This window comes from Virgibacillus pantothenticus, assembly GCF_018075365.1.
GTDB lineage: Bacteria > Bacillota > Bacilli > Bacillales > Amphibacillaceae > Virgibacillus > Virgibacillus pantothenticus.
Genome location: NZ_CP073011.1, coordinates 3,332,218 through 3,355,398, shown reverse-complemented (window position 1 = coordinate 3,355,398; position 23,181 = coordinate 3,332,218). Strand labels below are relative to the sequence as shown.

22 protein-coding genes are annotated in these 23,181 nt (G+C 38.8%); 12 read left to right on the top strand and 10 right to left on the bottom strand.

The features are described from left to right. Positions 1 to 3 precede the first annotated feature (3 nt). Positions 4 to 828 (top strand): aldo/keto reductase, encoded by an 825-nt coding sequence (locus tag KBP50_RS15550; protein WP_050351366.1) that lies wholly within the window; start codon positions 4 to 6, stop codon positions 826 to 828. A 560-nt stretch (positions 829 to 1,388) separates the two neighbouring features. Beyond that, positions 1,389 to 2,456: a ribosome small subunit-dependent GTPase A gene (gene rsgA / locus KBP50_RS15545; RefSeq protein WP_050351365.1), complete on the top strand. Its 1,068-nt coding sequence runs from the start codon at positions 1,389 to 1,391 to the stop codon at positions 2,454 to 2,456. A gap of 136 nt (positions 2,457 to 2,592) precedes the next feature. Here rsgA and KBP50_RS15540 read toward each other — a convergent pair whose 3' ends face one another. Beyond that, the gene (locus tag KBP50_RS15540; protein WP_050351364.1) at positions 2,593 to 3,141 is read right to left on the bottom strand and encodes an HD domain-containing protein; all 549 of its coding nucleotides are present in this window, start codon (positions 3,139 to 3,141) and stop codon (positions 2,593 to 2,595) included. 684 nt (positions 3,142 to 3,825) lie between these two features. Between KBP50_RS15540 and fni the strand changes: the two genes are divergently transcribed. The 9 genes from fni to KBP50_RS15495 all read left to right on the top strand — a co-directional run bounded on the left by fni (position 3,826) and on the right by KBP50_RS15495 (position 14,012). After that, a complete protein-coding gene (gene fni, locus KBP50_RS15535; protein WP_050351362.1) occupies positions 3,826 to 4,881 on the top strand; it encodes a type 2 isopentenyl-diphosphate Delta-isomerase in 1,056 nt (351 codons plus the stop codon). 364 nt (positions 4,882 to 5,245) lie between these two features. Continuing rightward, positions 5,246 to 5,695: a DUF2188 domain-containing protein gene (locus tag KBP50_RS15530; protein WP_050351361.1), complete on the top strand. Its 450-nt coding sequence runs from the start codon at positions 5,246 to 5,248 to the stop codon at positions 5,693 to 5,695. 420 nt (positions 5,696 to 6,115) lie between these two features. Then, positions 6,116 to 6,937 (top strand): MBL fold metallo-hydrolase, encoded by an 822-nt coding sequence (locus KBP50_RS15525; RefSeq protein ID WP_232231430.1) that lies wholly within the window; start codon positions 6,116 to 6,118, stop codon positions 6,935 to 6,937. A gap of 479 nt (positions 6,938 to 7,416) precedes the next feature. Continuing rightward, the gene (locus KBP50_RS15520; protein ID WP_328219483.1) at positions 7,417 to 8,166 is read left to right on the top strand and encodes a DsbA family oxidoreductase; all 750 of its coding nucleotides are present in this window, start codon (positions 7,417 to 7,419) and stop codon (positions 8,164 to 8,166) included. Positions 8,167 to 8,606: 440 nt separating this feature from the next. Beyond that, positions 8,607 to 9,560, top strand: coding sequence for an ABC transporter permease (locus KBP50_RS15515; protein ID WP_050351359.1), 954 nt, complete (start codon positions 8,607 to 8,609; stop codon positions 9,558 to 9,560). Further along, positions 9,550 to 10,500, top strand: a complete 951-nt coding sequence (locus KBP50_RS15510) for an iron chelate uptake ABC transporter family permease subunit (RefSeq protein WP_050351358.1) — start codon at positions 9,550 to 9,552, stop codon at positions 10,498 to 10,500. Before KBP50_RS15515 ends, KBP50_RS15510 begins: the two co-directional genes overlap by 11 nt. After that, positions 10,494 to 11,249 carry an iron ABC transporter ATP-binding protein gene (locus KBP50_RS15505; protein WP_050351357.1) on the top strand — a complete coding sequence of 252 codons (756 nt, stop codon included), beginning with the start codon at positions 10,494 to 10,496 and terminating at the stop codon, positions 11,247 to 11,249. The genes KBP50_RS15510 and KBP50_RS15505 overlap by 7 nt, the downstream gene beginning before the upstream one ends. Positions 11,250 to 11,558: 309 nt before the next feature. Then, positions 11,559 to 12,524, top strand: a complete 966-nt coding sequence (locus tag KBP50_RS15500; RefSeq protein ID WP_050353433.1) for a siderophore ABC transporter substrate-binding protein — start codon at positions 11,559 to 11,561, stop codon at positions 12,522 to 12,524. A gap of 762 nt (positions 12,525 to 13,286) precedes the next feature. Then, positions 13,287 to 14,012 carry a SurA N-terminal domain-containing protein gene (locus tag KBP50_RS15495; protein WP_050351356.1) on the top strand — a complete coding sequence of 242 codons (726 nt, stop codon included), beginning with the start codon at positions 13,287 to 13,289 and terminating at the stop codon, positions 14,010 to 14,012. Between the two features lie 282 nt (positions 14,013 to 14,294). On the opposite strand, the gene hisC is transcribed toward KBP50_RS15495, so the two are convergent. The 9 genes from hisC to KBP50_RS15450 form a co-directional block, all read right to left on the bottom strand. After that, the gene (hisC, locus tag KBP50_RS15490; RefSeq protein ID WP_050351355.1) at positions 14,295 to 15,359 is read right to left on the bottom strand and encodes a histidinol-phosphate transaminase; all 1,065 of its coding nucleotides are present in this window, start codon (positions 15,357 to 15,359) and stop codon (positions 14,295 to 14,297) included. Further along, a complete protein-coding gene (hisIE, locus tag KBP50_RS15485) occupies positions 15,356 to 15,979 on the bottom strand; it encodes a bifunctional phosphoribosyl-AMP cyclohydrolase/phosphoribosyl-ATP diphosphatase HisIE (RefSeq protein WP_050351354.1) in 624 nt (207 codons plus the stop codon). The genes hisC and hisIE overlap by 4 nt, the downstream gene beginning before the upstream one ends. After that, a complete protein-coding gene (gene hisF, locus KBP50_RS15480) occupies positions 15,960 to 16,742 on the bottom strand; it encodes an imidazole glycerol phosphate synthase subunit HisF (protein WP_050351353.1) in 783 nt (260 codons plus the stop codon). Before hisF ends, hisIE begins: the two co-directional genes overlap by 20 nt. Further along, positions 16,736 to 17,455, bottom strand: a complete 720-nt coding sequence (gene hisA / locus KBP50_RS15475; protein ID WP_050351352.1) for a 1-(5-phosphoribosyl)-5-[(5-phosphoribosylamino)methylideneamino]imidazole-4-carboxamide isomerase — start codon at positions 17,453 to 17,455, stop codon at positions 16,736 to 16,738. The genes hisF and hisA overlap by 7 nt, the downstream gene beginning before the upstream one ends. After that, positions 17,452 to 18,057, bottom strand: a complete 606-nt coding sequence (hisH, locus tag KBP50_RS15470) for an imidazole glycerol phosphate synthase subunit HisH (RefSeq protein ID WP_050351351.1) — start codon at positions 18,055 to 18,057, stop codon at positions 17,452 to 17,454. The genes hisA and hisH overlap by 4 nt, the downstream gene beginning before the upstream one ends. A gap of 258 nt (positions 18,058 to 18,315) precedes the next feature. Further along, on the bottom strand, positions 18,316 to 18,900 hold the full coding sequence (hisB, locus tag KBP50_RS15465; protein WP_050351350.1) for an imidazoleglycerol-phosphate dehydratase HisB: 585 nt from the start codon (positions 18,898 to 18,900) through the stop codon (positions 18,316 to 18,318). A 4-nt stretch (positions 18,901 to 18,904) separates the two neighbouring features. After that, a complete protein-coding gene (hisD, locus tag KBP50_RS15460) occupies positions 18,905 to 20,185 on the bottom strand; it encodes a histidinol dehydrogenase (RefSeq protein WP_050351349.1) in 1,281 nt (426 codons plus the stop codon). After that, positions 20,173 to 20,817: an ATP phosphoribosyltransferase gene (gene hisG / locus KBP50_RS15455; RefSeq protein ID WP_050351348.1), complete on the bottom strand. Its 645-nt coding sequence runs from the start codon at positions 20,815 to 20,817 to the stop codon at positions 20,173 to 20,175. Before hisG ends, hisD begins: the two co-directional genes overlap by 13 nt. After that, complete coding sequence (locus KBP50_RS15450; RefSeq protein WP_082240902.1) at positions 20,818 to 22,146, bottom strand: ATP phosphoribosyltransferase regulatory subunit; 1,329 nt, start codon at positions 22,144 to 22,146, stop codon at positions 20,818 to 20,820. It lies immediately after the preceding gene. A gap of 133 nt (positions 22,147 to 22,279) precedes the next feature. On the opposite strand from KBP50_RS15450, the gene KBP50_RS15445 reads away from it, so the two are divergent. After that, a complete protein-coding gene (locus KBP50_RS15445; protein ID WP_050351346.1) occupies positions 22,280 to 23,068 on the top strand; it encodes a histidinol-phosphatase HisJ family protein in 789 nt (262 codons plus the stop codon). Positions 23,069 to 23,181 lie beyond the last annotated feature (113 nt).

Here is a 23,181-nt window from a genome sequence, read left to right as displayed (position 1 = left end):
ACAATGCAGTATATTACATTGAACAGTGGCTTACGTATGCCGCAGCTCGGTTTTGGTGTGTGGCAAGTACCAGATGAAGAAGCAACGGCAGCAGTTGAAAAAGCACTTGAAACCGGTTATCGCTCCATTGATACAGCTAAAATTTACGAAAATGAACGTGGGGTAGGGAAAGCGTTAGCTAACAGCTCTGTTGCTCGTGAAGATTTATTTATTACAACAAAGGTTTGGAATAGCGATCAAGGCTTTGAGAACACGCTTCGTGCTTTTGAAGAAAGTCTAGAAAAGCTTGGATTAGATTATGTAGACTTATATTTGATTCATTGGCCAACCCCGGAATATGACCAATATGTAGAAACGTACAAGGCTTTGGAAAAGTTGTACCAAGACGGACGAGCCAAAGCAATTGGAGTTTGCAATTTTAATATGGAACATTTGCAGCGATTAATGGACGAGTGTGACGTTGTTCCAGCAGTCAACCAAGTTGAATGCCATCCTTATCTACAGCAAAAAAAATTAAAAGATTTCTGCGACCAGCATCATATATATATGGAAGCTTGGAGTCCGTTAATGCAGGGTGGGAAGGTGCTTCATGACGCGGTTATTACAAAAATTGCTGAAGCGCATCAAAAAACACCAGCGCAAGTTGTACTGCGTTGGCATCTGCAAGCAAATCACATTGTTATACCGAAATCTGTCACACCATCTCGTATTGAGCAAAATTTTGCAGTGTTTGATTTTGAACTTACAACAGAGGAAATGGCTGCTATTGCTGAAATAGACCGCGATGAACGAACAGGCCCTGAACCGAGTGAAATGAATATGCGATAAACGAAAAGCTGTCTCTTACGTTAGTTATTAACGTTGAGGCAGCCTTTTTGTATCCAAAGCTGTTCGTAATTTCCTGTGAATCGGTTAGCGAAGTAACCTGTTGTTTCAGCGCGTGCCATTTTAAAAAATATAATGTGAACCTCATAACTTAAACTACAATGTTGTCCTCTTTATATTGCTAGCTTCATTTGTTTAGAAAAAAGTTGTCACGTGAAAAATTTTGTGTGCCTATGGAACTTTACAAAAAGGTATGAAATAAGCTATAACATAGTTAGGGTTTAATATGCGTTGTTCTATTTTGAAAGGAGTGATGTTTTATGCGTGTAGTATCAAAACGAATAAACATAAACAAAATGGAGGAACGGTCGGAATAAATGGTATTCGCTTTCCTCCAAATCATGAGATGTTCAAAATTCAGTGAAAATGTGTGTCGAATTTTTCACAGCTTATTTTCTAGAGTACAGATAGCCTAATATGGGAAGTACCGCTAGAAGTAAATATGTCGAATGTTTCGGTCCATTCTCCTTTTTGAACATCCATTCCTAAGGAGGAAAATATAATTGAATAAATTAGTGACACTAGGATGGAATGAAAATTTTTTCAAAACGGATGATCCAGCTATTATTGCCCGGGTAATAACAGTTCAAAGAAGTAGTTACCGGATTTCAGATGGTGAAATGGAGTACCTTGCTCACATAAGTGGAAAGTTTTTAAATAAGGCAAATAACCCAATGGACTTTCCTACAGTTGGTGACTGGGTTATTGTAGATAAACTGAAGTTGGAGCAAAAGGCGGTTATTCATCAAATTTTGCCAAGAAAGAGTCAACTCGTTCGACAAGCGGCTGGGAGTAAAACCGAAGCTCAACTAGTTGCAGCAAATTTAGATACAATATTCATCGTAAGTTCACTAAATGATGATCTTAATATACGTCGTATGGAACGATATATTGTAGCTGTTTATGAAAGTGGCGCCTCCCCTGTTATCGTTTTAACGAAAAAAGATGAATATCCGGAAGAACAGTTGCCAGAGTTGATTTCTCAAATGGAGTCAGTTGCTATCGGTATCCCTATTATAGTTGTAAGCAGTGTTACAGGAGAGGGAATACAAGATTTAAGGGCATACTTGAATCCTGCTGAAACGGTTGCTTTAATAGGTTCTTCCGGAGTAGGGAAATCTACCTTAGTGAATGTTCTATTAGAGCAAAATGTACAGAAGACAAAAGATATACGATCAGATGATAGCAGAGGGAGACATACAACAACCCACAGGGAAATGTTTGTGTTAACGAATGGTTCATTGTTAATTGATACTCCCGGAATGCGTGAACTACAGCTGTGGGACGGAGAAGAGGCTGTAGATGCAGCTTTTGAAGATGTAGAGGATTTTGCTAGCGCCTGCTTTTTTAAAGATTGTCAACATGATACAGAACCTGGCTGCCGTGTGCGGGAAGCTCTTGACTCTGGGGAACTGTCGCAGGAACGTTTTGATAGTTATCAGAAACTATTACGAGAATTGGCATTTGAAAAAAGAAAGCAAGACCAAAAAGCCCAGCTTGAAGAGAAAAATAAGTGGAAGCAGCGGTCTAAAAATGCAAAAGCTGCCTACCAACAACGTGGATTTAAGTAGTTGTTTTATGTAAGAGAATAGCTGAGATTATTTGTGGCCCCCATAGGTTTGAATTGGGGGCTTGTATTACAGGGGTTGTTCTCATTAGCAAAAAGCTGGTTTATGTAATAATATATAACACTTTCCATTTAATAATTTAACACTTAGAATGAAAGACACGGGATACTGTATCTTCATAGTGTTTAAAAAAAGATGGGGTTTCCTTTGGGGATACCCCATCATACATAACTGCTGCAATTGATTGATAATACCACTTCTGTTTGTCAACAGGAGCGTTAAAGTTATCCCATATGGCATCTCCAAGTAATTTCAAGTCTTCCTCAATACTTAATAAATTATCTAATTTGTCTGCAACAATTAATTGCTTTACTTCCATATTCGAAGTTTGCAGTACATGAATTGTATGCTGTTTGCGCTTCTCCCAAGGTAAAGATTTATTTTCAGTATGCGCACATACTAGAAAAGTAATGTGTTTTCCAAATCGTGAGGCAATATCTTGTATGGTATATGAATTATCTTCAACAACATCATGTAAATAAGCCGCACAGACAACTTCTTCGCTGCAACCAGCCTCTTCAAGTATATTTGCAACACGAATAGGGTGGGTAATATATGGCATTTTTGAATTTTTTCTAAATTGTCCCTGATGTGCTGTAGTAGCAAAATCTTTTGCGTTTTGTTTCATGAATCAATTCCTCCTGCTTATATTTCATGGTTAATTCAGATGTTATGATTTACGCTTTAGTATGGAACAACAAGTCTAGACATAAACCAAATTAGGAGTAGCGGAATTCCAGTAATTTCTGCTCCACACAAGTGTTCCAAATCACTATTTAAGGAAGTGTACGTTTAAAATAAAGATGTTGGGCGCGATATCGAAATTGTATCACTGTTGTTCTGGCAGAGGTTTTGCCAACCTGCGCATAAAATGCTCTCTATTGAGCAAGTGGTAGGTTAGCTCAAGCACCCAAGACCCAGACCGAGCTAGTGCCCAAGCAAGATTGGGCATAGAAGTACCTAAACCTATCGAGTACCGCGCTAAACCGAGCCAGTGCCACACTAAATCAATCATAGATACTTCCTAGGATGAGTAGCACGCCAACACTAGCATATGCAGCTTCATATCGATCATTGCAAACTGAAAAGCAAGCATCCTACGTTCAGAACGATTTAAGTCCACATTTGCATTAGCTCTATAAGCCATATTCAATTCCAACTTCATCAAAATTTCAAGGCGTCTTTCCCATTATACAATGAATCTTGATTCGGCGTTTGCTGGGACAGAAAGTTTCTTAAATCGTCACAGTAAGTTTTGTGTCTAAGTTATGTTATCATAAGAAGCAAGGTCGGAAAATTGGAGGTTTTTAGCATGGAAGAGGGAATTAATCTTAGAAAAACCGAGCATATTCAGCTTTGCTTAACAGAGAATGTAGAAGGTGTAAATAAATCAACAGGATTAGAAGGTATATCATTTATACATAACGCCCTTCCAGAAATTAATTTTGCTGACATTCAAATAAGCACAAGCTTTTTAAATAAACCACTGCAAGCTCCGTTTTTGGTAAGCTCCATGACTGGAGGGTCGGAGCTGGCGGCAAAAATCAATCAGAATTTAGCACTGGCTGCTGAAGAGAAAGGCTGGGCTGTTGCTCTTGGTTCAACTAGAGCTCTGTTAGAAAGTGATGCTCACCAGTCATCTTTCTTAATTCGAAAGCAGGCTCCAACCGTTCCATTAATTGCTAATTTAGGCGCAGTGCAATTAAATTATGGTTATGGCGTTGAGGAAGCACAGCGTATTGTCGATATGACGGAAGCCGATTCGCTCGTTCTCCATCTCAACAGCTTGCAGGAGGCAGTTCAAGATGGCGGGGATTTAAACTTTGCTAATTTATTGCCAAAAGTTGAAGAAATTTGCCGTAATTTAACTGTACCAGTAGGCGCTAAAGAAGTGGGGTTTGGCATCGATGGATTTGTAGCTGAAAAGCTGTATAGTGCCGGAGTAGCATATATTGATGTAGCTGGAGCCGGTGGAACGTCATGGAGCCAGGTGGAAAAGCTACGTTCACAAGATCCACTTCGAAAAGCGGCAGCAGAAGCATTTAATAATTGGGGGCTGCCGACAAAGGATTGTATCGTATCGGTAAGAAATAAACTACCACATACGCCGCTTGTAGCAAGTGGAGGAATGAAAACAGGTGTTGATGCTGCAAAAGCAATTACGATTGGAGCAGATGTCATTGGATTTGCCCGTCAACTGCTACAGGCAGCAACCGAATCGGCTGAATCAGTCATCACAACAATGGAACAAATAGAATTAGAATTGAAAATGGCTATGTTTGGGATTGGAGCAGCGTCATTAGAAGAATTAAAAAAAACGAGGCGCGTATCCATTATGGGCAGGTCGTTATTAGAACAGAACAGCTAGTTGCTTGGCAACTGGCTGTTTTTTGATTGTATAGGAAACTATAAAATGAGGTGCTTGTAGATAACGAAATAACCGACTAGTCACGTCCGGCGCATGAGCCCAGCAACGATGCGACTTTAGAAATGCGCCCTACGATAAGGCCTCATCGGTTCGTGGCAAAGAGGAAGGCCGACTAAAAACGGGCTTGCCGCTCAGGCGTCGGCATACCCCTGTTTTTAGTGGCATGATTCCTTTATCTTTAGTTGATTTGTTCCATTCGCTACGTTGCTAAACGGGCGCCCCGCGCCTTTGTTCATCTTGTGTTTTTTAGCTTCTCTAGTCGGGTAACTATACAATAAGCAATTCTTGAGAGGAGTGAAACTTTATGGCTTGGACTTTACAAGATTATCCTGCTTCGATGAAAAATTTAAATGAAGTAACGAGAAAAAAAGCAATTGATATTGCTAATTCCATGCTTGACGAGGGTTATGATGAAAATAGGGCTATTCCGATTGCTATCGAACAAGCGAAGGAATGGCGTAAGAACGCCAGTCAACAAGAAGTAGAAACATACAAGCAAACAGGGAAACCAACGAAACGCTCTGCAGAAGGAAAGAAATATGATAATAATCCCGAGCGGTTAGAGGAAGGAGAACATATTGTTAGTCATGAAGATGGCTGGGCTGTACGATCAAGCGATGGCGAAAAACCAAGTGCCGTTTATCAAACAAAAAAAGAAGCAGTGGAGCGAGGCAAAGAAATAGCAAGCAACAAAGGAACGTATCTCATCATTCATCGACAAGATGGGACGATTGAGGAGCGATATACGTACTAAAAAATGCCAACGATTTAGTGTTTTTCAGGGAATTACAAAATCAATAATAACTGTAAAATTTTTTGGACTGCACTAAAATGGAAAATCGCCGAAGTTCACAGTGGATTCGCTCGAAGTTTACAATTGCCTGCGTATTTAAAATTAAGTCGCCGAAGTAGTCTACAATTAAATTGCTAGTGCGTTTAAATTAAGTCATACAGTTTTTTCGCGAAGTTTGGATACCGCTTATGCAAAATAATAGTTAATCAAAATAAATAAGCTGACATACAAAAAGGATAGACTAATTTTAAAAATAACTGCTCACGTCAGAGTGGTTATTTTTTTTCGTGCGGTAGATACTAATATAGACGGTAAAAGTAAAGGAGGCAGATGAAAGTGGAACAAGGTTTTCACAAAAGAGAGCACGACAGGTTTATTCCAATGACATCGATCACAAGCGGTGGGGGGGTGCAGGTGAAATCAGATGTGTACTATTATACGGATCAAATGGTGAATATTGGATTTATCGGTTATCCGGAAAAAGGAGATTGGGTACTTGTAGATGCTGGATTACCTCATGCTGCACCTGAAATTAAATCTGTTGTGGTTGACCGATTTGGTAAAGGCAGTAAACCTGCAGCAATTCTTTTAACACATGCCCACTTTGACCATGTAGGCGGATTAGCGGACTTAATAGAAGAGTGGGATGTACCTATTTATGCACATCCAAAAGAATTGCCATATGTACGTGGAGAAAAAAGTTATCCAAAACCAGATTCAAGTGTGGAAGGTGGTTTACTAGCAAAAATTGCCGACCTTTATCCGAATGAACCAATTGATCTTGGAAATGCTGTACAGGCCCTTCCAGAAGATCATCAAGTTCCTCATTTAGACGGCTGGAAATGGATACATACACCAGGGCATACGCCTGGCCATGTATCCTTTTATAGAGAGAGTGATCGATTATTATTTTCAGGCGATGCGTTTATTACTGTTCGTCAAGATTCATTTTATCGTGTGCTTATGCAGTCTGCTGAAGTTAATGGACCACCTAGATATTTTACAACGAATTGGGACGAAGCGTATGAGTCTGTACGCAAATTAGCTAAACTAGAGCCAAGAGTTGTCGTGTCAGGTCATGGGGTCAGCATGAAAGGAGAAAAGCTCACAAAAGGCTTGAATAAGCTCGTCGAACATTTTACGGATATAGCTGTACCCGATCATGGGGAATATGTGGATAAAGGTAACAACTTATATCATTAAAAAGAACATCCAATTTATTCATTGTCTATCTACTCGGGTTTAACCCTAACAAAAAAACTTTGCGCTACCTTAGTTTTTAACCCTCTAGAGGTAATCAAGGTCATTATAGAAAAGATAATGCAACGATAAACAAAACCATTTTGTACGCGATTGGAAAATCTTTTATATGTCAAATATGCACATTCACTAATGTCGCCTTGTCCCTTGGTAACGTTGTACTCCTATTGCACAGTCGAAAATAATTTCATCGTTGGAGAATCAGCGTTTGCCATCGGTGAATAAGGCGCTGTACATTCATGGATTATTTTGTACGTGTAAAACGGGGGAATGTTTCCGTTGTAATTCCAAGCAAGCTATGTATGTCTTTAACAAGATGGGAAAAAGGGAACGGTACCCTTTTGGACAGGATTTATGGAGATCTTCTTTCCAACAACTTCTATAGGCAGGATTGTTCATTCAATGGGAATAGCTATGCTACAATGAAATGGAAATGGGGTGTTGGTATGAAGATTGAGATATGGTCCGATTTTGTCTGTCCATTTTGTTATATTGGAAAAAGGAGACTGGAACAATCTTTAGAAACTTTTGCCAATCGGAATGATGTTACGGTAGAATTTAAAAGCTATCAGTTGGATCCAAACGCAGAAGAAAAACCGGATCAAAATATGTATGAATATCTTGCCAAAACAAAAGGGATACCAATAGAACAGGTAAAGCAAATGACTAAACAGATAGAAAAACAAGCAGCAGAAGCAGGACTAACTTACTGTTTTGATACGATGCAACATACGAATACGTTTACGGCTCATCGATTAGTAAAATATGCGGAACGTCACGAAAAAGGAAATGAATTGACTGAGAAACTAATGCGCGCCTTTTTTACGGATTCTCAATTAATAAGTGATCATAACACATTGCAGTCAATAGCCACTGATGTAGGATTGGATAAAGAAGCAGTTGCTTCGGTGTTGCGCAGTAGTGATTACACAAGAAATGTAAAAGCAGATCAAGAGCAAGCGAGGGAGATAGGAGTTCAGGGTGTTCCTTTCTTCGTTTTTAATGAAAAATACGCCCTCTCCGGAGCACAGCCAGTTGAAGTTTTTTCACAGGCACTTGATCAAGTTTGGCAAGAAGCACAAACCGAAAAGAAACTCCAATCATTGAACCCTAAAGGCTCTAAAACGACCTATTGTACAGATGAAGGCTGTTGTGAAATTGACGAAGAGTAGAGGGGAAGGGGATAAATAACTGGTAGTGAAGCTGTCTCATAACCCTCGCTACCAGTTATTTATGTGAAAAATTATCAGGAGCAGGAATGCCTTCTGATTACAACCTATGAAGCCTAAAATAACGGTGTTTTTTCTTGTGCATAAGCAAAAATGAAAACGGTTTTACATCGGCTTAACGTGTTAAGAAAATGTGTCAATCCAGTATTATTTCTATATGCTACTATCTGCAATCTACTGAATAATAAAAAATACGATGCATAAGTACGTCATATCACAGGTCAAAGTAAAAATAATATTATATTTTTTCATTGACGAAAAAGGCAAATCTGTTATACTGTTAGTTGAAGTTAATTGATAATGAATATCATTATTAATTATAATGAATCAAAGATAATAACGATTTTAAACAATACGGGGAAGTTGAAAGTGAAGGTCAGCCTATGAAAATACGTTACTTAGTGGTCATGTTGATTATACTTTCCTTTGTATCTATCTTTGTTGGTGTATCGAATATTTCTCCGTTAGATATATTTAATCTATCGGAGGAGCAGGCAAAAGTATTATTGATTTCAAGAGTCCCTAGACTTTTCAGTATTTTAATAGCTGGGATGAGCATGAGTATTTGTGGGCTAATTATGCAGCAGTTAAGCAGAAATAAATTTGTTTCACCCACAACAGCAGGAACATTGGATTCAGCAAGGTTAGGAATATTAGTATCAATGGTGCTATTTACTTCCGCTAATCCATTTGAAAAGATGCTTGTTTCATTTGCCTTTGCATTATTAGGTACATTTGCGTTTATGAAGATACTGGAAAAGATAAAATTTAAAGATGCGATATTTATCCCTTTAATTGGATTAATGTTTGGAAACATTGTTAGCTCTATGTCTACTTTTATAGCATATCGCTACGATTTAATCCAAAACATCTCGTCATGGATGCAAGGAGATTTCTCCATGATCATGACAGGGAATTATGAGCTCATGTTTGTCAGCATTCCAATTTTAATCGTTGCCTTTTTTTATGCGAATAAATTTACTATTGCTGGTATGGGTGAGGACTTTTCCAAGAACTTGGGATTAAATTATCGGCAGGTCGTCAATTTGGGACTTGTGATTGTAGCACTTGTAACCGCCTCAGTTGTCTTGGCAGTAGGAGTTATCCCATTTTTAGGTCTTATCATTCCTAATATTGTAACCATTTATCAAGGAGATCATTTGAAAAAAAGCTTGTTACATACAGCATTGTTAGGAGCAATATTTGTTCTCGTATGTGATATTATTGGCAGGGTTATTATTTATCCATATGAAATTCCGATTAGCTTGACGGTTGGGGTCATCGGTAGTGGATTATTTATTTATCTGCTATTTAGGAGAAAAAAATATGGGCTATAAAAAGAAAACACTGATTCTCGCATTAATCGCTATATTATTAACAATGCTCTATATATTTTATGATCTAACTGGGAACATAGGTTACATTTTACCAAGACGAATCATTAAAGTTGTTGCTATCTTGTTAACGGGTGCAGCAATTGGTTTTGCTACAACCATTTTTATGACCATTACGAATAACCGTATATTAACACCAAGTGTGTTAGGATTGGACTCCCTTTACTTACTAATCCAAACATTTATTATCTTTGTAGTTGGAGCTAATTCATTGGTAATGATGAATAGTCATGTCAATTACCTCATATCAATTGGAGGAATGGTCGTATTTTCTTTGCTCCTATATCAGTTGCTATTTACAAGTGAGCAAAATAGTATTTATTTTCTTCTCCTTGTAGGAATGATTTTAGGTACTTTTTTCAGCAGCATCACTTCATTTATGCAGGTTTTAATTGATCCGAACGAGTTCATGGTAGCTCAGGATCGAATGTTTGCAAGCATTAACAATGTAAACACAGACTTAGTGTATATATCAATAGGGATTTTTGTTTTACTTATTGTATATCTGTTGCGTTATTATAAATACTTGGATGTACTAGGACTAGGAAAGGATAACGCAATTAATTTAGGGGTACCTTATGGGAAAGTTGTCAAGCATTTACTGGTTATTGTTGCTGTCTTTATTTCCATGGCTACAGCCTTAGTAGGACCATTGACGTTCCTCGGCTTACTTGTTGTCAATTTGGCATATGAATTTTTGAAGACATTCCGCCATTTCTATATTTTAATTGGCTCCATGCTTATAAGTATTATCGCTTTAATCGGTGGGCAATTTATTGTGGAAGAAGTATTTACCTTCGAAACAACGATTAGTGTCATCATTAACTTTGTCGGTGGTATTTACTTTATCTATCTTTTGTTAAAGGAGAATAAATCATGGTAGATATTAAAAATGTATTTAAGTCATTTAACCAGAAGAAAGTGATTGAGGATGTATCCCTGACGATTGAGAAGGGAAAGATAACTTCATTCATTGGACCCAATGGTGCAGGAAAGAGTACGTTGATCTCTATGGTTAGTCGCCTCATTACAAAAGATAATGGAGATATCTCGATAGATGGCAAAGACATCATGAAAACGAAAAATAACGAACTTGCAAAAAAGATATCCATTTTAAAGCAATCGAATTCTATTAATTTGAAATTAACGGTGCGTGAGCTCGTGTCCTTTGGGCGTTTTCCATATTCACAAGGTAAATTGAATAATTACGATTGGGAAAAAGTTGACGAGGCGATTGATTATATGGAACTTCGTGATATGCAAGATAAGTTTTTAGATCAGCTTAGTGGTGGACAACGGCAGCGAGCCCATATTGCGATGGTTATTGCCCAGGATACAGAGTATATATTACTAGATGAACCATTAAATAATTTAGATATGCGTCACTCCGTACAAATCATGAAGACGTTGCGTAATTTAGTGGATGAACTTGGAAAAACGGTATTAATTGTAATTCATGATATTAATTTTGCTTCCTGTTATTCGGACAATATTGTTGCTCTAAAGGATGGAAAAGTAGTCAAGCAAGGCAGAGCATGTGATGTCATTGATAAATGTGTATTAAAAGATATTTATGACATGGACATTGATATTAAAAATATTGATGATAAACGAATTTGTGTTTATTTTTAATTGCTTTGTGCTGCCAGAAGTGTGTCTTAATAATAACAAACAAAAATCCCCCATCATGATGTTGACCCCCAAGCCAATTCATGATGAAGGATAGCATATGTACCAATTGTAATGGATGTATCTCTAAAGGTAAATGATTTTGACTTCATTTAAGTTTCTATTGATATATGCTTGACTTAGCAGAAAACTTAAAAGTAAACAAATAAAACTGCGTGTCTGGAATAAAATACGAAATCTATTTTGGTTGTAATACTTATATAACGTGTTTGGTAATAAAATTGATGAAGAAAAAAAGGAGAATTTAATATGTTGAAAAAAACGTTATTCTTTTTATTCGCAAGTCTGCTTGTTTTAACTTTAGCTGCTTGTGGTTCAAATAGTGATGATAAAGAGAGCAGTAATAGTAAAGGGGCTGACTCCAAAGAGGCAGAAGCTGAAACGATCGAAATTAAGCAAGAGTTAGGCGACACAGAAGTGCCAAAAAACCCCGAAAAAGTAGTTGTATTTGACTTTGGTGTACTTGATTCATTGGATAAATTAGGAATTGAAGTTGCTGGTGTAGCAAAAGGTGGCGTAATCCCATCTTATTTAGAAAAATATGAAAGTGATGATTACGAAAATGTTGGAAGCCTAAAAGAACCTGATTTTGAAAAAATTGCTGAAATCGATCCAGATGTTATTTTTATTTCTGGTCGTCAATCTGCTGTCTATGATCAATTAGCAGAACTTGCTCCAACTGTTTTCTTAGGTGTAGATACAACGAATTATATGGAGTCCTTTAAAGCAAACATGAATACATTAGGAGAAATTTTTGATAAGCAATCGGAAATAGAAGAAGAGCTAGCTGCCATTGATTCATCTATAGAAGAACTAAATAAGAAAGCACAAGACATGGATCAAAAAGCGCTTATTACGTTAGCAAACGACGATAAAATTAGTGCTTATGGACCTAAGTCCCGTTTCGGAATCATTCATGATGTGTTTGGCGTACCAGCTGTAGATGAAAACATTGAAGCATCTACGCATGGTATGAATGTTTCCTTTGAATATGTGATGGAGCAGGACCCAGATTTATTATATGTTATTGACCGTAGTGCTGCCATTGGTGAGGAACCAGCAGCAAAGAATATTGTCGAAAATGATTTGGTAAAAGAAACGAAAGCATTTAAAAACGATAATATCGCTTACTTAGATCCAGAATTCTGGTATCTTTCAGGTGGTGGACTTGTTTCTGTTCAAGAAATGATTAAGGAAATAGATGCAACTTTAAAATAAAGCTATCCTTTAAAAAAAGGGCCCTGAATTATATTGGAGGCCACTGAAAATCTGATGATTTTTCAGTAGCCCTAGTTAAATCGCAGGGTTCTTTTTCATGGAAGATGATGTAATATTGCCACGTGAAGATGACCGTACCGATCATTTTACGGTGCAGACCAACAAATGTCTTGTCGGATTCTAGCACCCCAGTAATGCCACGTTGAAATTCAGCAACCCTTTTGATAAATCAAGCCATCGCCCAAAGTGGCGCATGGTAGCGTAAAAGTCGTGCACCGCATCAAAGTCGTGTAACCACATCGTAAAAGTCACGCACCACATCGAGAAAGTCGTGCACCGCATCGCAAAAGTCACGCGCCACAGCAAGAAAGTCACGCACCACATCGAGAAAGTCGTGCACCGCATCGCAAAAGTCACGCGCCACAGCAAGAAAGCCGCGCATCACATCGATGAAGTTGTGCGCCGCAGCCGAAAAGTCGTGCTCCGAAGCTCAAAATTCATACGCCGCCAGTCTTTTTCTTATCGTAAGCGCTTGTTTGAATTGTATGTCGTATGTAGTGTAGAATAAATACAGAAGGTGACAACAGTTGTGGCATAATCATGGTACTTAGCCGTTCATTTGTTGTTAAACTGTAAATATATGGCTTAAAGCAAGGCATAGTAGCTTTAGAGAGTGGCATCGCTGTTTTGGACTACTTGCAAAGCTTGTACAAAATATGTTTGAATGAAAAGGACACTCAAAATGAAAAGAGGGATGGCTTGATGAAAAAGTGGATCATATTTGCATTAACCTTAACGCTGGCAATGGTATTAGCTGCTTGCGGAGGAGACAATGAAGAGGATAAAACGGCACAACAAGAGGAGCAACAGGAAGAAGGCAATACAGAAGACGGAGGAAAACAGCCGGAGCCTGTTAAAATAACGGATGAAGAAAAAGTTGATAAAGGAAAAGCTGTGGTTTCTGTAAATGGTGAAGAAATAAAAGGAGATCGTTACAACCCTGCTTATTTGCAGTTGAAAACGATGAATACACAGTTTAATCAAGATGTGGATAATGATCAGTTAAAACAACAAACGATAGATATGCTTGTAAATCAACAATTAATAAATCAGGACGCTTCCGATAAAGGGATTGAAGTATCGGATGATGAAGTACAGAAAGAATTTGATACCATTAAAAAAGAAGGCGCAGAACGCTTAAATACTGCTTTGGAACAATTTCAGCTGAACGAAGACCAATTTAAAAGCATGTTAAGAGATAATCTGATCACTTCGCAATACTTGGAGTCCGAATTTGACATAAAAGTAACAGATAAAGAAGTGGAAGATTATTATAAACAAATCAAGGAACAAAGTGAAGAAATAGGCAAACTAGAAGATTTGAAAGATCGAATCAAGCAAACCCTAAAAGAAGAAAAAACAAATGAACAATTACAAAAACGAGTAGATGCACTAAAGAAAGATGCCAAAGTTGAAACATTCATATAAAATAACAATTCAATCATTGGGGGGCATCCTCGAATAAATATTTGTACCATAAGGGGTGACCTAAAGGCTCTTGAACGAATCCGAAATTTAGGCCCCGGTTGGTCCCTGTTTAGGCTTTTCTGTGTCTACTTGAGCTTACCGAAGTAGATCTTACGGCACTTACATTCGGGGTAAAATTAAATCAAACGGGTAGCCCATTAGTCAGGTTACCCGATTTTAAGCTCTGCCGAAGACGTTACTATTTCTTATCGATCCTTTTCTCACTAAATAACAACATCATCGCTACTCACCCTCCATTACCTGATCCAACACTAGCAGAAACTTCCTCATCATCTCGTCTGTACCAATGGTAATCCGCATATAATCTGTAATACCTTGGTTACGAAAATAACGAATGAGGACTTTTTTCTCCTTTAACTGTTGATATAATTTTTCCGCCTCATAGATGGGATGGTGGACAAATAGAAAATTAGTAGCGCTTGGCAGGACGCTGAAACCACGTTCTTCCAATTGCTCACGCGTCCATTCACGAGTTTGGAGAATGTGTCGTGTCGTTTGCTTAAAATAAGCGGTATCCTCTATCGCTGCCTTTGCTCCGACTATTGCCAGACGGTCAATGGTATAGGAATTGAAGGAGTCCTTGATACGGGTTAAGGCCTCAATTAAATGTGGATGCCCGATCGCATAGCCAACGCGTAATCCAGCCAAAGAACGTGATTTTGAAAAAGTTTTTACAATCAGTAGTTGCTCATACTTGTGCGTTAGTGCCACAGCAGTCTCTGGTGCAAAATCAACATATGCTTCATCAATAATCACGACATTGTCAGGGTTATGTTTCACAATGTTCTCCATCAAATCTAAACTGGTAAAAATACTGGTAGGCGCATTTGGATTTGGTAAAATGGCACCACCTTCTGAATGAAAAAATGCTGTTTCATCTAATGTGAAATCACTCATTAAAGGTACTTTTTCATATGGAATTTGAAATAGATTCGCATAAACAGGATAAAAGCTATACGTAATCGCCGGAAAACGGATCGTTCGATATGGCGAAAACAGTCCCATAAACGCAAAAGCGAGCACTTCGTCTGATCCATTTCCTACGAAAACAGATTCCTTGGTCGTACCCTCTTGTTTGGCAATGGCTTCTCTTAAACTATCAACCGTCGGAGATGGGTAGAGGTGCAATGCTTGCTCCATCTCTTTCTTAATTGCTGACTGTACGTTTGGTGATGGTGGATAAGGATTTTCATTCGTATTTAGCTTTATAATAGTTGAATCATTTAACTGCTCACCGGGGACGTAAGGTGTACAGCGTTTGGCTACCTCACTCCAATACTTCATCATTTTGAATCCCCTTTTTGTATATGCCTTTTTTGTAGCTCATGCTTAATATTAGCAACGGAAATGTCCAACAGCTCCATCAGTACAAGCGTATGATAGGTCAAATCAGCAATTTCCCAAGTTATTTCCTTTTTATCGTAGTTTTTAGCGGCAATGATAACTTCACTTGCTTCTTCTCCAACTTTTTTTAAAATTTTATCGATGCCTTCCTGAAATAAGTATGTTGTATATGCATCTGCAATGGGGGTTTCCTTTCGAGTTTTAATTTTTTCAGTTAATTGATTTATCATGGTAAAAGAAGCAGGTTGATCTTGAAGAAGCTCTTGATGGAAACAAGTACTTTCCCCTGTATGACAGGCTGGACCGAGCGGTTTTACTTGTAATAAAATAGCGTCTTGATCACAATCTAAAGAAACCGACTGAACGATTTGTTGATTTCCAGACGTCGCTCCTTTGTTCCATAATGCTTGGCGCTTTCTGCTATAAAACCACGTTTCTTTAGTAGCTAATGTTTTCTCTATTGCTTCCTCATTCATATAAGCTAATGTTAACACTTCACCTGTATCCGCATCCTGCACAATAGCAGGAATAAGCCCATTGTCATCAAAAGTCACTTGTTTCATCGTTATCTCTCCTCACCGGAATACCTTGCTTATCTAAATAGTCTTTTAATGCTGGTATGGGTATTTCACTGTAATGGAATACGGATGCGGCTAAAGCTGCATCTGCATAGCCTGCTTGCAAAACTTCAGCAAAGTGCTCCTTTTTACCAGCACCACCACTGGCAACGATCGGAATATTTACTGTTGAAGCAATAGCTTGTATCAAGTCTAAATCATAGCCATTTTTTTCCCCGTCTGTATTAATGGCATTCAGAACAAGCTCACCTGCACCGAGTGCTTCTCCTTGCTTTGCCCAATCAATAGCGTCAAGAGATGCTTGCTTTCTGCCGCCATTGATATAGACCTGCCAATAATTTTTAGTCGTTTGCTGGGCGTCAATCGATAGGACGATGCACTGGGAGCCAAATTTCCGCGCTGCTTCTGTAATCAATGCTGGGTGGCGGACAGCAGCGCTATTAATGGAAACTTTATCAGCACCTGCTCGTAATACACGGTGTATATCCTCAATGGTGCGAATTCCGCCTCCAACTGTAAAGGGGATTGCAATTTCGGCAGCCACTTTTTCTACAATATCGATAAATATATCCCGATTCTCATTGGAAGCTGTGATGTCATAAAAAACAAGCTCATCTGCACCATCTTGATTGTATCGTTTGGCTAATTCCACAGGATCGGCCACATCTTGAATGTCGGTAAATTTTTTTCCTTTGACAACACGACCTTTATCAACATCTAAACATGGAATAATCCGCTTAGCTAACATGTTTTTACTGCCTCCAAACTTGCTGGCAAAGTGAGTGAGCCATCATAAAGTGCTTTTCCAATAATCGCCCCATACAACCCCATCTTTGCTAGTGCCGTAATATCTTTGATGGTTGTTACCCCGCCTGAAGCGATAATCTCCATCGAAGTAGCATCTTGTAATCGCGCAAGCCCTTGAAAATTAGGACCTTTCAGCATACCATCTTTTAAAATATCTGTATAAATGACTGTTTGCAAACCCATACTTTCTAATTCTTTGACAAGATCGATGGCGTTGACAGTGCTTGTCTTTGTCCATCCATCTGTTGCAACATATCCATTTCGCGCATCGATGGATACAGCAACTCGATTAGGGTACTGGGTGAGGGCGGCTTGCAAAAAAGTCTCATCTTTTATAGCTGCAGTTCCCAAAATGACCCTATCAATTCCTGCGGATAGGTATGCTTCCATAACTTGTAAACTACGGATACCACCTCCAACTTGGGTAGGTAGGCTTGTTTCTTTAGCAATTTCCCGGATGAAACGCTGATTGGTGGAAACGCCTGATTTTGCCCCATCCAAATCAACAAGATGTAGGTATGCTGCGCCTTGTGCTTCCCATTCTTTCGCAACGGTGACTGGTGAATCACTATAAATATTCACTTGATCGTAATTTCCTTGTGTTAATCGAACACATTTCCCGTCTTTTATATCAATGGCAGGAAATAAAATCATCGTATCATCTCCTTGAAATTTGCTAATAGTTGCAGGCCTGTTGCACCACTTTTTTCCGGGTGAAATTGCATTCCGACAATATTATTTTGTTGCACAATAGCGGGTATGGTTTCTCCGTATATTGTACTGGCAACAAGTGTATTTGTGTCTAATCCATCAGCTGCATAAGAATGGACAAAATAGACAAATGCATCAGGCGCAAGGTTATTACATAACGGGATATTTCTATGCTTGATGAGATTATTCCAGCCCATATGTGGAACTTTTACGTTACCGGAAATTTTACGTACCTTCCCGGTTAAAAAGCCAAAGCCTTCTGTTTCTCCATCTTCTTCACTTAATTCAAACAATAATTGCATTCCGAGACAGATGCCAAAGAGCGGTTTTCCCTTTGCAACTTCCTGTTTAATAATGGAAATTAATCCTTGTTCTTTTAGAGCTCGCATAGCGTCCTGAAAGGCACCGACACCCGGTAAAATAATAGCATCACTTTTTTTAATGGTTACTTCATCGGTTGTTATTTGGGAGTTCATTCCCGTTTTTTCTAAGGCAAATTGCAGGCTTTTAATGTTGCCAGCGCCGTAATCGATAATGGAAATCATGGTTTCGCTCCTTTCTTTTAAATAGGTGTGCTTTTCTCTAAATAAAAAACAGGATAGAGACTACCATCTGAATCGAACATGAAAAAGAGGGTCTTTTTTTCGCTATGTGGTGGTCTTGCCATCACAGCTTTCTTGTTTTTTGAATACATATCATTAGACAAGCTTCTTTTGTTTAAACGCTAAAGCAGGTTCGCTTGCTGGAATTTCACGTCTGTCTAGTTGCTGGGAAGCTTTTGTTGCCAATCTGCTGTTATCCTCTTACAGTGTTCCTTTGGTAGAGGGAATGCCTATCACTCTTCCGCTTTTCTGTGTTGCTATATCAAGGGCACGGCCGAATCCTTTGAACATGGATTCAATAATATGATGCGTATTTTTCCCATAAACGTTATGAATGTGCAAAGTTACTTTCGCATTACTAGCAAACGCTTGGAAAAATTCTTCCACCAGTTCCGTATCAAAATTACCTACTTTATCTTTTAAACCTTCTACTTGATAGACGAGATACGATCGACCACTTAAATCAAGGGACACGGTCGATAGCGCCTCATCCATCGGAGTAGTAACACTGGCATAACGCGTAATTCCAGCTTTATCTCCTAAAGCGTTGCGGAAGGCTTCGCCAAATGCGATGCCAACATCCTCTACGGAATGATGCTGATCCACCTCTAAATCTCCCTGACAATCTACTTGTAAATCGAATAATCCATGCTTGGTTAATAACGTTAGCATATGATCGAAAAACCCGATTCCTGTTTCAATTGACGAATCACCAGTACCGTCGATAGTTAACTTTAAAGCGATGGTTGTTTCTGTTGTCGATCGGTTGACTTCATAGCTTCGCATCGTGCTACTCCTCCTTTCGTATTTGCACAGACTGGGCATGTGCAGTTAGCTGCTCGGTATTGGCTAACTCTATAATGGTATTCGCAACGGCTAACAGAGAGGATTTATCATAATAAATCACGCTTGATTTTTTCATAAAATCATAGACGCCGAGCGGGGAGGCGAACGCCGCCGTGCCGTTTGTCGGTAATGTATGATTTGGACCTGCTACATAATCCCCTAATGCCTCTGGGGAATAATTGCCTAAAAATATCGCACCTGCATGCTTAACCGCTCCAAGCTTTTCTATAGGTTCGGCAATCATCAATTGTAAATGTTCCGGAGCGATGTCATTCACAATGGCAAATGCGTCATCCATTGTATCGGCAACAATTATCTGCCCGTGCTGGTCTAGTGATTTTTGAATAATCACTTTTCGTGCCAAGCGTTTTGTTTGCTCTTGTACTGCCAGCTCGACTGCCTCAGCTTGTTTTATGCTTGTCGTAATACAAATCGCTTGTGCTTCTTCATCATGCTCTGCTTGTGAAAGCAGGTCTGCTGCTATAAAATTTACATTCGCTGTCTCATCAGCAACGATGCAAATTTCACTCGGTCCTGCGATCATATCAATCGCTACATCGCCATACACCCATTTTTTAGCACTCGCTACATAGGCATTTCCTGGTCCAGTAATCTTTTGTACTTTTGGTATGGTTTCTGTACCATAAGCAAAAGCTGCAATCGATTGGGCTCCGCCGATTTTATAAATTGTTTCGACGCCAACTTCTTTTGCTGCTACTAATACATATGGATTGATTTTACCGTCTGCTTGTGGAGGTGTAGTAAGATAAATATGATTCACACCGGCAATTTTAGCTGGTATGACGTTCATAAGCACCGTCGATGGATAAGCTGCTTTTCCTCCCGGTACATAAATGGCTACCCGATCTAAAGGAGTCACTTTTTGTCCAACCATTGTTCCAGCTTTGCTCATATCAAGCCAAGACTGTTCGAGCTGTTTTTCATGGAATTGGGTAATATTTTCCGCAGCGGTTTTCACCGCTTTTATAAAGGAAGGGGAGACGGACTTTCTAGCTTCATTGAACTCCTCTTCTGTAACCATAAAAGCCTCTATGCTCACCCCATCAAATTTTTCCGTAAAGGAGCGAATTGCTTGATCCCCTTCGTTTCGTACGCACTGAATAATTTCTAGGACAGTTTGATCAAGTGCTTTTTCTTTTTGCTGGGTACGTTGGGCTCTTTTCTGTTTCTTATCCCAGTATTGCATCGCTGTTAAGCGTTCCATGTCGATTCCTCCAAGCTTTGTTTAAATGTATTGATAAACGACTGTATCGCTACAGATTTAAGTGCGAAGCTTGCTTTATTAACAATGAGTCTCGTACTAATCGACTCTACTTGCTCCAAGACAACTAATCCGTTTTCCTTTAATGTATTACCGGTTTCGACAATATCGACAATGACATCCGCCAGACCAATGATTGGTGCTAATTCGACAGAACCGTTTAGTTTGACGATCTCGATTGGCTTGCCTTTACGAGAAAAGTAATTTCTTGCGACGGTTGGATATTTTGTTGCTATCGTTAATGACTGGAATGCATCCAATTGCTGACCAGGTTTTCCAGCAACGGCAAATTTACAAGTGCCGATTTTTAAGTCGAGTACTTCATAGACATCTGCTTGTGATTCTAAAATATTGTCTTTTCCAACAATCCCCATATCTGCAGCCCCTTTTTCTACATACGTAGGGACATCAATTGCCTTAACGAAAATCAATCGTATGGTTTTGTCACTGCTATAAAAAACAAGTTTCCGGCTAGAAGGAGTTAGTTGCTCAAATGTAACCCCCATGGTGTTTAATAGTCTAATAGAATGATCTGCTATCCGACCTTTGGCAACGGCGATCGTGAACTCTGCCATTTAATTCCCCCTTTCTTTTAGCAATTTGACTAGGTCAGATACATCGAGAAACGGATAAGCACGCCCTTTCTGATATAGTGTAGGTTGATCTGCTTCGTAATGAATCTGTTCCCCCATTTCAGGTATGGTCTGTAGATCACTTTGTTTCAGATAGCTAGTGACGGCATAGCCTTGTTCACGTAACTGAAGAGCTATCGCTAAAGCTTCTTTTTGCTTCTGAAAATCATAATAAATCGCAATGGGTTCATCTGAGCTTAAATCCTTGATCAAGCCGTGTTGATTTGCTGCTGTGAATAATAAATCGACATCAAAAGCAAATCCAATTGCTGGGATATGTGCTCCAAAGCGATCCCCTAACCGATCGTATCTTCCACCCATGACGACAGGCTTTCCAGCTTGATTGACAAATCCTTGGAAAATAACATCTGAATAATAGTCCATATCATTGATCAGCCCTAGGTTAAATACAATCTGATCGGTCAATTCATAAGCTTGAATACTATCGTATACATCGATCAAATAATTCAGTTCTGTTTGCACCATCCCATTTACTCCGTGCTGCTTGATTTCCTCCATCACTTGATTTGGCTCCCCGTAAAGAAAAGGGATATGCTGCATCGCTTGTTTTAATGTTTCATTAATAGGGAGAGTTGCTAAATACTCGGCCATCTCGGCGATGTTTTTTGTTTGAATAAAGGTTTGCAATGGAGCGATTTGATCATCAGCCAGATTCGCTTGTGCCATTAATGCACGAAAAAAACCAGCATGACCAATTTCAAATTTAAATGTAGGAAAACCACAATCTTTTAATATATGAATGGCTAGTGCAATAACTTCGGCATCAGCAGTTGGTGTACGGTTAGTAAAATATTCCACACCCGCTTGCGTACGTTTTTTTTGCTCGTTTTCAAATCGGTAACCAAAAACATCCATAATATAGAATAAACGTGTATCGTCATTTACATTTACCTGATTGGCAGCGATTTGCTGTGTTATCGGGATGGTAGCATCAGGTCTTAGGACAAGTACCTTTCCAGATGTATCCATAATTTTGACCATATCTTCAGTGTTCACGATTTTAGGGTTAGCTGCGTAAAGATCATAAGGCTCAAATGCTGCTGTCTGTATTTGCTTGTATCCGTAAGTTTTAACGCGCTGCTTTAAAATGGAAAGTAATTCGTCTCGCTGTTGAAGAAGCTTGTTCCCCCAACAGGACGTCTGTAATAAAGGTTGCATGGTGATATTTCTCCTTTCTTTTGTAAGATAAGAAAGTATAAAATGAGGTACTTCTGGATAACGAAATAACTGAATAGCCACGTCCGGCTCCATCGCCCAGCAACGATGCGACTTTAGATGTACGTTTTTAAATACATTTTATTACTTTATCACTTTATCTAAGTAAAGTTATATAGTATTCTAATAATTATAGATTAAAAAGTCAACCAAAGGGAGAGAATTTTTTATGTTTGATTTTCATATCCACAGTGATTTTTCTGCTGATTGTGAAACGCCGATGGAGGAAACAATTGAAGTGGCGATTCAAAAAGGGTTAACAGAAATTTGTTTTACAGAGCATATCGATGAAGATTATCCAGACCCGACTATTGATTTTTCTCTTGATTTACCAAACTATGATGCGAAAATCAATGAAATGCAGCGTTTATATCAAGATCAGATTGTGATACGCAAAGGATTAGAGATTGGTGTTCAACCCCATTTATTAAGCCGTTGCCAACAAATAGTAAACGCAGCATATTTTGATTTTGTTATTTGCTCCATGCACACAACGAATAAGCAGTCCCTTCATACAAGTGATTTTTTTCAACAGCAAACAGTCGAGGATGCATACCGAGAATATTATGAAGAACTACTTTACTGCGTTACTCATTTTAAAGACTTTCAAGTTTTAGGACATATTGATTTAGTCAAACGTTATACAAAAAATAAACAAGCCAAGTATGATTTTCATGACTTATTGACGAAGATTTTTCAAGAAATCATTCCTGCTGGTAAAGGAATTGAAATCAATACATCTGGCTTCCGATACGGGTTACCAAATGCTATGCCGAGTAATGATATTTTAAGGTTATATAAAGCATGCGGAGGGGAGATCATTACTGTTGGTTCTGATGCCCATGTCGCAACGACCGTTGGATATGGTGTGACTGGCGCCATAGAACTATTACGCCAAATCGGGTTTACCTATGTTACAACGTTTACAGACAAACAAGCCATTTTTCATCGTATTTAACTTGTGTATCATTTTATGCGAGCACAGGTGGTATACAAATACCTACCGTGACAGCAAATATGCCGGCGCCTGTATTATTGGAAAGTCTAGCATCTCCATCCGCTATCGCTTAT